The organism is Streptomyces sp. NPDC058663 (assembly GCF_042716745.1).
In the GTDB taxonomy this organism is placed as follows: Bacteria; Actinomycetota; Actinomycetes; order Streptomycetales; family Streptomycetaceae; genus Streptomyces.
The window spans coordinates 53853-63186 of record NZ_JBHXRV010000050.1; the positions used below are offsets into that span (position 1 = coordinate 53853).

The following is a 9334-nucleotide window of genomic DNA, read 5'->3' on the forward strand; positions in this document are numbered from 1 at the left end:
CCCGCGACCCGACCACGGGCCCATCGGGAGCGGGTACGTTCGTTCGCGTGGCTGGATTCAGGATCGGACGCGGCCGGGACAACCGCACGCAGCAGCAACCACAGCGGCAGCAGCCGTACGGAGGACCTCAGGCATCGCCTCAGCCCCCGTACGGCCAGCAGCAATGGCCGCAGGCGCCCCAGTACGGAGGTGGCGGCCACGGAGGCGGTGGCGGATACGGCGGCGGAGGCTCCGACGAACCGGAGTACTTCGGCGACCCGCACCCCCAAGGCGGGCACGGACAGGGCGGGTACGGACCTCAGGGCGGGCACGGCCCCCAGGGCGGCGGCCGCCCCCCGTACGGCCAGAGCCCGCAGCACGACCCGTACGCCAACAACCCGGGTCACACCCAGGCCTTCAGCATCAACGAGGACCCGTACGGCGACGGCGACACCTACCGGGCCGGCAGCGCCCCGGCCCCGCCGCCCGGCCCGCGCCTGCACTGGAAGCAGCTGCTGTCAGGGATCGTGATGCGCCCTGGCGCGACGTTCTGGCAGATGCGCGACCACCAGGTCTGGGCCCCGGCCCTGATCGTCACGTTCGTCTACGGCATGCTCGCGGTCTTCGGCTTCGACAAGGCCCGCGAGGAGACGATCAACTCGACCTTCGCGAGCGCGATCCCGTACGTCCTCACCACGGCCGTCGCGATGATCATCTGCGGCCTGGTGCTCGGCGCGGTGACGCACACCCTCGCCCGTCAGCTCGGCGGCGACGGCTCCTGGCAGCCGACCGTCGGCCTGTCCATGCTGATCATGTCGCTGACCGACGCGCCGCGACTGCTGCTCGCCATGTTCCTGGGCGGCGACAACAGCCTGGTGCAGATCGTCGGCTGGGCGACCTGGCTCGCCGCCGGTGCCCTGTTCACCTCGATGGTCAGCAAGTCCCACGACCTGCCCTGGCCGAAGGCGCTCGGCGCGTCGGCGATCCAGCTGGTCGCCCTGCTGTCCCTGATCAAGCTGGGCACCCTCTGACGAGGACGCCGCACGGCACACGGAAGGGCCCGGACGAGAACCACTCGCCCGGGCCCTTCCGCATACCGCAGCGCAAGCTGCGACACCGGCCCTTCACGCGTCGAGGATCTGCCCCGCACGCCGCACGACCGGCTTTTCCACGGACCACGGGAAATTGATCCACTCGTCGGTCCGCTTCCACACGTACTCGCACTTCACCAGCGAATGCGACTTCTCGTACACGACCGCGCTGCGCACCTCGGCGACGTGCTCCAGGCAGAAGTCGTGCACCAGCTTCAGCGTCTTACCGGTGTCCGCGACGTCATCAGCAATAAGAACCTTCTTGTTGCTGAAGTCGATGACATTGGGAACCGGCGCGAGCATGACCGGCATTTCCAGGGTGGTCCCGACCCCGGTGTAGAACTCCACATTCACCAGGTGAATGTTCTTCACGTCGAGCGCGTAAGCCAGCCCGCCCGCGACGAACACGCCGCCGCGCGCGATGCTCAGCACGATGTCCGGCTCGTACCCGTCGTCGGCAATCGTCTGCGCCAGCTCGCGCACCGCGTGCCCGAAACCGTCGTACGTCAGGTTCTCTCGTACGTCACTCATACCGCTCTCACACCTGCGTCCGATGGAAGTTGAGGAAGGACCGCGAGGCCGTCGGCCCACGCTGCCCCTGGTAGCGGGACCCGTACCGCTCGGATCCGTAAGGAAAATCGGCCGAGGAGCTCAGCTGGAACAGACACAGCTGGCCGATCTTCATTCCCGGCCACAGCTTGATGGGCAGGGTGGCGAGATTGGACAATTCCAATGTCACATGCCCGGAAAACCCGGGGTCGATAAACCCCGCGGTCGAATGCGTCACCAACCCGAGCCGGCCCAGCGAACTCTTCCCCTCCAGCCTCGAAGCGAGATTGTCGGGCAGCGTGATCGTCTCGTACGTCGAAGCGAGCACGAACTCACCGGGGTGCAGGATGAACGCCTCGTCCCCCTCCGGCTCCACCAACCGCGTCAGATCGGCCTGCTCCACCGCGGGGTCGATGTGCGGATACCGGTGGTTCTCGAACACCCGGAAGTAGCGGTCCAGCCGCACATCGATACTCGACGGCTGCACCATGGATTCGTCGTACGGATCAATACGTACTCGTCCGGCGTCGATCTCGGCCCGGATGTCCTTGTCTGAGAGAAGCACCCACCGAGGATACGCAGAGGGCGCGGGCCCGCCCCAATCGGACGACCCCACGCCCCTCGCACTGTGTGCTACCTCTTCGGCGCCCCCACCGGCACGGCATGCCGCAACCGCGCACACCGCGGACAGCGAATGAGCCGCCCCGGCCCGATCCGCCGGGCCCCGAGCTGCTGCATCGGGAACGACGAGGTACTGAACACGTGCCCCTCGGCACAGCGGACGACGGTGTGATCCATCGAGTCCCTTCCCCAAACCACGCGTGGACGAAGCTGCCACATTAGGGGATAAACAGGACCCCACCCCAAGCGGCACTCCGCACGCCACCACCCTGCCCCTGGACACCAGGATCCCGACATGGGGTACAGTGTCCGACGATGCGGCAGCAGCTCAACGGCCGCTCAAGCGGGTGTAGTTTAATGGTAGAACATGAGCTTCCCAAGCTCAGAGCGCGAGTTCGATTCTCGTCACCCGCTCCATAGAGAAGCCCCAGGCCAGCGGCCCGGGGCTTTGTTGTTGTCCAGACCACATCAGGTGTCGCGTGCCCGATCCGTGCCCGACGACTGATCGTCTCGCTTCTTGGCCGCCTTCTCACGCGCCTTGCCAATCGACTTGCCCAGCTTTTTCGCCACTTCCTGCTGACGCTCTGTCGGAGTGCTGGTAGATCATCGCGGTCTTCCCCGAGGACTGCCCGGCGCGCACCATCGTGTCCTTGAGCGTGGCACCGGAGCGGTCGACAGGGTGTGCCCGGTGTGCCGGAGATCGTAGAACCGGAACCTCTCCGACAGGCCGACCGCAGCGCAGGCCCTGCGCCACTTCCGCCCGAAGGTGGAACGCCAGAACGGTTTGCCCCGCACCCCCATGAACAGCAGCACGTCCGGGGCCTTCTCCACCGAGTTCGGCCCAGGCGTAGACATCGTGCCTACGCATCGTTCCAAGCCTGCCGGTGACGCGCGACTGCGTAGACCTGTTCAACCTGGACGTGGGCGTACGACTCGGCCGGCGAAGCCCCGCCCCAGACAACGTAGGCAGCGCCACTGTGGAGGGCAGCCAAAGCAACCAGGGACGCCTCGTCGTCACCGGCCAGCAGTCGCAGCAGCGGATCTCATTCCAAGGCTCCTCCTGCCGGGATCCTGCTGTACAGCAGAGAAGTACCGCAACCACATCGACCGCCCCTGTCCGTTCGAGTGCCTCAAGGGCTACGCCGCGACCGGAATAGCCGTCGCTGACCGATCCACATAGAGCTACGGGACAGAACGTCCGTGCCCGATCCGCGCCCGACAAAACGGTGAAACACGGGCATCCAGGGGTGCCAAGGTGAGCCCTAGAGGACGCCTTGGCACCCCTCTCCGCAGGTCATCTACCCGATGCAGACACGGAGAGCGGCGATTCCCAAGCTCAGAGCGCGAGTTCGGGACGCCAAAGCGTGGCCGGTGTGCCGGAGATCGTAGAACCGGAACCCCTCCGGCAGCCCCACCGCAGCACGAGCCCTGCGCCACTTCCGCCCGAAGGTCGACCGCCGGAACGGCTTACCCCGCTACCCCACGAGTAACAAGCCGTATGGCCCCTTCTCGGCGTACCAGTCGAGATGACGTTCCAGACCTCTCCGCAAGAACCCGGGGAGGACTACGAGCCGCTTTCCGGCATCCGACTTGGTCTCGCCAGGAGCGCAGCGGCCCGTCGTCAGCTCCGGAACAGCCCCGCGGACGGGAATGCTCAGCTCGTCGAGCTCCACGTCCTTGCGGCACAGCTGGACGAGCACACGTAACGCCAGATGGCAAGTGGCCCTGGGCGCACAGCCTTCGGCGATCCGGTGAGGCAGTCCTGGGCTGCTGCGGCCCCACCCGGACAGGCGAGTTTCGAAGAACAACCTGCAGCGCACTCGCGGTCATGTCAGCATGACGATAACGAGCAAGAGGCTGCCCTCGGAGGCATCGTGGCAAAGCACGATCTGTTCATCTCTCACGCATCAGAGGACAAGGACGACCTGGTGCGCGCCCTAGTTGGCGAGCTCAGCTCCATCGGCTTGAAGGTTTGGTACGACGAGTTCTCGCTGTCCGTCGGCGATAGCCTCTCCGCCTCGATCGACCGCGGCCTTTCAGGTGCCAAATATGGCGTCGTTATCCTGAGCCCCAGCTTCCTCAAGAAACCTTGGCCGGAATACGAACTCCGAAGCCTAGTGGCACTCGAGGCCGGGAAGCCCAAGAGAATAATTCCCATCTGGCACAACGTCACTCGCGAAGCGGTCCTGAAATACAGCCCCCATTTGGCAGATAAATTCGCACTCGACTCAAGCGGGAAACCTCCCATGCACTTAGCCTTCGAGATCACACGAGCCACGCATCCTGATAAATTTAAGGCATTAGTTAGACGATTCGCCAAGATGAAGGAAAGGCAAGAAGGTTCACAATTGACTCCCCTCACCAAGCTGGCTACATGGCCAGCACTCCGCGAACCATTAACCCAAACTCAGCTTGTTCGGTTGCGCCTAGTCCAAGAGACTCTAATGGAGGTTTTCCCACAGAATTGGAACGACATGGTTGCAGATTTTCAACGAGATTCCAAAGAGGGCAGGGAAGAAGAGATCCTTCTCTGGGAGAGGATTGCAGGAACTTATCTAAATATTTGCCGAAGGTTCCCCCTGTCCAACGAAGAACGGAAACTCCTCTTCAACCAACTCCTGGGCATGACCTTGAAAGAGGAGGCACTTAGAGGCTCCAGCCAACCTGCATGGGCGAGGGCGGCTGCTATCGACTTTGAAGCGCCGCTTGGAAATGCTTATGAGTAGAAATCTTGGAAAGATTCCTACTCAGCTCATTAAGCCAGAATCCTCCTGTTCCGAAGCTCAGAGCACAAGTTCAATCCTCGACCTGCCCACACCATCGCTTTAGACCGACGTGACAAAAGGCCAAAAAATGAAGCCGGCGGGAAACATGGCAAGGTGGGGAAGGGCCAAGAGCCGATAGAACGGACAGGCTGGCTTTCCAGCATAACGACAGGGAGGTCGCGAAATCTATTCCAGCAGATTTCGGCCTTGGGCATGTCAGAAGGCACTCAAATCTGTCCGGGTGTCAGATGCCTTCACCAACATGAAGGACGCTCGGAGCAGAGGTGGTCGATGCGGCGTTGAGATCCGTCGTTATCACCAGAGAACACAGTTCTAACCAGAGCCGCATTGGTTTCAGCACGTGAAGGGCTGACACAGACCTGCCGATTACCGGCCAACTCCTACTCGTCTGCCCCTTGCCGTGGAGACAGGTCTAGCAAGGCGTAACTGCGGTGTTCTCTCCCGCCCGGTGAACGAGCAGTGAGCACATGCACATCTGCTACTACCTGACGGTCTGCATAAGTGGCGACGAGCCCGGTCACGTCCACCTTTGGGACGCTAACGACCACGACACCGTTTCCCTCTACTTCGATCTCGATTACTCCTCGCAGCTTGCTGCCACCGACAACCGTCCCCTCAACACGGGTATCGGCGTCCACCACCTGCGCTGCCCTTAGTGCTGTACGACACCGTTCAGCACTCTCCGAGCTGAAGGTGGTGCGTCGTGCGCTCGACTGCGTCTCCCAGCTGAGGGTGACGTCCGTACCTGAGGAGGCAAGGACATCCGACAGTTCAGATAGATGCTTGATCACCCGGCGCCCCAACGGCAGCGCTGCATCCAAGACCGCGTCTTCTGCCCCGACTCCCACACTCGCGCGATCGGCCACATCGAAGATTCTATTGATCGCTTTGTCCAGCAGTGCCTCGGTCCCAATTCCAGGTAGTTCGGCCTGCCGCGAGTCCGCCGCTCCCTCGAGGACCATGCCGTACGACGATGCGAAGACAGGTCCAGAAAAGAGCTTTGTCGCTCGCTGAATCTCCCTGGGCACGGGCCCCGCGTCCCGTGTGGGACGCAAATCATCAATCGCGTTGGCAACAGCCTGGACAGTGGTTTGCAGGGCACGTAGCCAGTCTCCCAGGACTGCAGACTCAACCCGGTTCGCGCGCACAGTCTCACCGTCCAGGGCAAAACGGAGGACTGGGCGCCCAGGGTAGTCAAGGGACTCCCTATCGGCTCCGGAATGAAGTGACCGCGCAAGCCGCCTGAGCTGGGCCGATCGCAGCTCAGACAGAGTATGGGGCATCGGCTTCTCGGATGTTTCTGACCGCCTGGCCGCCATCCAGGCGCGCATGGCCTTCTTGTCTGTGGTGTCAGGCAGGCTGTGAGGCGTGCTCATAGTGCTACCTCCACGTAGCCCCTACGCTGACCGTGGCCATCTCGACAACGCTGCCAGATTTCGTCGTAGAGACCAAGCATCTGGAAGGCTTCGCTGTCCCCCGCCGCCATGGCGCCAACCGTACCTAGGTCCCGAAAATCCAGAGTGGCAGGCAGACTCAGCAGGTAGGCGTCAATACGCATGCTGTGCTTCACACACCACTCCCGATCGCTGAGGTTGGCAAGGTCTGCAATGTCGTCAGGTTCGGCGACGCTGCCGTAGGCGTCCGCATCGATCAGGTAGGCCAGGTCGATGTCGTTAGGGTCCAGTTTGCCGCTTACGAAGCTTCCTGCCAGCCAAATACGTGCTGCCGAACCAAACAGGCACTCCACCAATGCCTTGTGTGCCTGAAGCTCGTCCCACAGGCCAGAACGAGTGCTAGATGCCTGAAAGCTCGTTTCCCGCACCAGCGAGCGCTCAACCTCCTCCCACGTCATGGGGTAACGGCCAGGAGGCGGACACAGGGTGTCCGCAGCAAACGGCGGAAGGGGAGGCATACGGCTCCAAGGACCGAACAGAGTGGTCCCAACACTCTATGTGACGCCCGTCGCCTGCATGGAGCAATCGGGGAGGTGGCCGCAACCTGGGGATGTCATCCTCCCAAATACCACAAACGCCTCGTCCGGCTCACCCAAGCAGAGACCCAAGGGCAGTGGCGAGCGCCGCACCGCCCTCCTGAACCACCGTGCCGGCCACCAGGGCGGGTAGCGCCTGCGCGATCCCGCGCAGTGCACCAGCTTGCTCATCGGGTGCACTCAGCGAAGTGTCGACGGTGTCTGCCATGGCACGCAGGACTGTCGCGTTCTGCAAGCTCGGCGCGTTCAGCTCCACATCCGAGCGGAACGAGGCGAGGAGGTCACGCACGGCCTCGATGTCGACCGGTCCTTGGACGGAGGCGTGCTGGTACACCTGGGAGATGTTTTGACCTACGACGTTTTGAAGCGGGGCGTTGTTGCTGCCGCCGACGCTGATACCTGAGCCGTGTCCCTGTTCGGGTTCCGGGCGGCGCCTTCCCACTACCATTCACTTGCCTCCTTGGGCGTTGTTGTCCTGGCCGACGTTGCTGATGCCGTTGCCGGCGACATTCTGGATGGGGGCGTTGTTGTCACCGAAGACCTGGATGTTGGTGATGACCGCGGCCACCTGCCGCTCGTAGGCAGCTGTATCTATTCCCCGCTCGTCGAGGTACCTGGCAACGGTCCGGAAGACGCACGACTGCATCAGGACGACATGCCTCTTTGCATCGTCGCCCTGGTGCATGTCCGTCAGATCTTCCGTGGAGAAGCGGTCGCGCAGGCTGACCGGATCCACTTCCTCGCTGCGACCCTCGGTCTTCTTCCCCAGTCTGACAACCAGCCGCCACAGCGCGACGGGACCCAGCAGAGCGTCAAGAAGTGACTGCACTGTCAGCCACCCGAGCAAGCGCACTCCGCGCTTGCCGACGGGCCCCGCAGTGACCCTCAGTTCGTTGTGGAGGGGCGTCATGACGTGGGGTCTTACGGTCAACCGCAGTTCACCGCCTTCCAGCGCGGCATGCACGAAGACGCTGACCGCGACCTGCCCGTCCCAGCTGATGCATTGCGCCCGAAGGTAGAGCCGATCTGGCCTGCTGGAAGGAGACCTGCGGCCCAAGCCCCGCAAGTCCGGCAGCTCCACCCTCTCTTCAGGAGTGCGCTGCAGCCACAGAGCCGACGGGAGGCCGATCACTTCAGTCATGGAGAAGCCAGGAAGCGGATCGGTAATCTCCCGCGCGCCGCGGCCCAGCTCATTCAACGCTCTGCCGACCTGACGCAACAGGTCTGCTTCCCCGAAGGCCCGGACCGATTCTTCCTGACTCTTTGCCTGCAAAGGGATATTGATGTGCGCGGGCCCCCAAACGTCGCGCCCTGCACCAACGAAGCATTCCGAGGTGTCGTACGGCAGCTCCGGTCGGGTCTGGTCCTTCCGAATCTCGGACAACCTGCGGCTGGCTTTCGGGCCGGCCCACGGTAGGCGGTCGGGCGACACGCCTTCTCGTACGAGCGCGCCCAGGGTCGCCCGCGCTACCACCCGGTCCATTGCATATACCAACCCGGCTGCAGCCATCAGGACGAACGGCAGAACGCCCAGCCCCAGACGGAATCCAAGGAGCTCACCATCGACTTCGTACGGCACTAACGCCAGCATCCAAGGTGCGCACAGCACGAGGTACGCCATGCGAGGAGAGCGTGCCAGGCGGTTATGCCGCCCTTTGCGAGCCGCTCGGTATGCAGCCCAACGCACCGTCAGTGCGAGAAGGACGGCGGCACTCCAGACGGCAGTCGTCCACGGCATCACATATCCGGTCAACACGACCGCGACGACAAGCCATATACGCCGTACCAACCGCCGCCTACGCGCCCGGAGGCTGTGCGCCATCACTGGAACGAGATCGAACCCGTACGACGGCACAGGGAGTGGAGGCCCGTGCAAGACATGGTCGATAACCCACTGTGCCTTCGACTCGCCCAAGGGAGGGCAGTCATCGCTGCCTTCCAGATAGATGCGCCTCCGCGCGCTGCGACGCGGCTTCTTCGGCGATCCTTCCTTTCCCCGGATCTTGCGCCACCATCCCCTGAGCGCTTTGACGTTGTCAGGACGCGCGTAGACCGCCTGGCAGAGGAGCCGAGTCACCTCCGATGCGGAGGGCTCACTTCCTGCATTCCCTGGCACACCGGCCGACACCCTGCCGCCGGTGATCGGAATCGCCGGGCCTTCCGCTACTTCCGATGGCGTCCCCTCCCTAGCGCGCAGCCCCCAAGCCATACCCATCCCCCGTCCCCTAGGGCCTGTGTGATGTCGTGATCAATCGGTGGTTTTCAGTAGGTCGTCGATCCAGATCATCGAGGCGCGGAGGTGGAGGCCGGCGAGGTAG

The 9334-nt window shown here is 63.3% G+C and carries 9 protein-coding genes, 1 tRNA gene and 2 pseudogenes; 3 read left to right on the top strand and 9 right to left on the bottom strand.

The genetic code is table 11. The annotated features are described in order from the left end of the window. Nucleotides 1-47 precede the first annotated feature (47 nt). Nucleotides 48-1010, top strand: a complete 963-nt coding sequence (locus tag ACFWVV_RS30285) for a Yip1 family protein (RefSeq protein WP_384355523.1) — start codon at nt 48-50, stop codon at nt 1008-1010. A gap of 93 nt (nt 1011-1103) precedes the next feature. On the opposite strand, the gene ACFWVV_RS30290 is transcribed toward ACFWVV_RS30285, so the two are convergent. From ACFWVV_RS30290 to ACFWVV_RS30300, 3 genes are all read right to left on the bottom strand, one after another. Beyond that, nucleotides 1104-1601, bottom strand: coding sequence for a phosphoribosyltransferase (locus ACFWVV_RS30290; RefSeq protein ID WP_384355521.1), 498 nt, complete (start codon nt 1599-1601; stop codon nt 1104-1106). Nucleotides 1602-1608: 7 nt separating this feature from the next. Further along, nucleotides 1609-2184 carry a dCTP deaminase gene (gene dcd / locus ACFWVV_RS30295; protein ID WP_384355519.1) on the bottom strand — a complete coding sequence of 192 codons (576 nt, stop codon included), beginning with the start codon at nt 2182-2184 and terminating at the stop codon, nt 1609-1611. Nucleotides 2185-2252: 68 nt separating this feature from the next. Then, nucleotides 2253-2459 (bottom strand): hypothetical protein, encoded by a 207-nt coding sequence (locus ACFWVV_RS30300; protein ID WP_384355517.1) that lies wholly within the window; start codon nt 2457-2459, stop codon nt 2253-2255. 124 nt (nt 2460-2583) lie between these two features. Here ACFWVV_RS30300 and ACFWVV_RS30305 point away from each other — a divergent pair. Beyond that, nucleotides 2584-2657: transfer RNA gene (locus tag ACFWVV_RS30305), tRNA-Gly, on the top strand. A gap of 51 nt (nt 2658-2708) precedes the next feature. Here the strand turns inward: ACFWVV_RS30305 and ACFWVV_RS30310 are convergent. After that, a pseudogene (locus ACFWVV_RS30310) lies at nt 2709-3068 on the bottom strand (tyrosine-type recombinase/integrase); the annotation flags it as partial. 512 nt (nt 3069-3580) lie between these two features. Further along, nucleotides 3581-3931, bottom strand: a pseudogene (locus tag ACFWVV_RS30315) (site-specific integrase); the annotation flags it as partial. Between the two features lie 183 nt (nt 3932-4114). Between ACFWVV_RS30315 and ACFWVV_RS30320 the strand changes: the two are divergent. Then, the gene (locus ACFWVV_RS30320) at nt 4115-4966 is read left to right on the top strand and encodes a toll/interleukin-1 receptor domain-containing protein (protein ID WP_384355515.1); all 852 of its coding nucleotides are present in this window, start codon (nt 4115-4117) and stop codon (nt 4964-4966) included. A 440-nt stretch (nt 4967-5406) separates the two neighbouring features. Here the strand turns inward: ACFWVV_RS30320 and ACFWVV_RS30325 are convergent, their stop codons facing one another. From ACFWVV_RS30325 to ACFWVV_RS30340, 4 genes are all read right to left on the bottom strand, one after another. Beyond that, the gene (locus ACFWVV_RS30325) at nt 5407-5988 is read right to left on the bottom strand and encodes a hypothetical protein (protein ID WP_384355513.1); all 582 of its coding nucleotides are present in this window, start codon (nt 5986-5988) and stop codon (nt 5407-5409) included. 410 nt (nt 5989-6398) lie between these two features. Then, nucleotides 6399-6938 carry a DUF6932 family protein gene (locus ACFWVV_RS30330; RefSeq protein WP_384355512.1) on the bottom strand — a complete coding sequence of 180 codons (540 nt, stop codon included), beginning with the start codon at nt 6936-6938 and terminating at the stop codon, nt 6399-6401. 130 nt (nt 6939-7068) lie between these two features. Beyond that, nucleotides 7069-7464, bottom strand: a complete 396-nt coding sequence (locus ACFWVV_RS30335) for a hypothetical protein (protein ID WP_384355510.1) — start codon at nt 7462-7464, stop codon at nt 7069-7071. Next, on the bottom strand, nt 7465-8637 hold the full coding sequence (locus tag ACFWVV_RS30340) for a hypothetical protein (RefSeq protein WP_384355508.1): 1173 nt from the start codon (nt 8635-8637) through the stop codon (nt 7465-7467). Nucleotides 8638-9334 lie beyond the last annotated feature (697 nt).

Coding starts and splice junctions, on each gene's coding strand:
- ACFWVV_RS30300 (WP_384355517.1), bottom strand. CDS start 2,459: ATGTGGCAGCTTCGTCCACGCGTGGTTTGGGGAAGGGACTCGATGGAT.
- ACFWVV_RS30330 (WP_384355512.1), bottom strand. CDS start 6,938: ATGCCTCCCCTTCCGCCGTTTGCTGCGGACACCCTGTGTCCGCCTCCT.
- ACFWVV_RS30335 (WP_384355510.1), bottom strand. CDS start 7,464: ATGGTAGTGGGAAGGCGCCGCCCGGAACCCGAACAGGGACACGGCTCA.
- ACFWVV_RS30290 (WP_384355521.1), bottom strand. CDS start 1,601: ATGAGTGACGTACGAGAGAACCTGACGTACGACGGTTTCGGGCACGCG.
- ACFWVV_RS30325 (WP_384355513.1), bottom strand. CDS start 5,988: ATGGTCCTCGAGGGAGCGGCGGACTCGCGGCAGGCCGAACTACCTGGA.
- ACFWVV_RS30340 (WP_384355508.1), bottom strand. CDS start 8,637: ATGGCGTACCTCGTGCTGTGCGCACCTTGGATGCTGGCGTTAGTGCCG.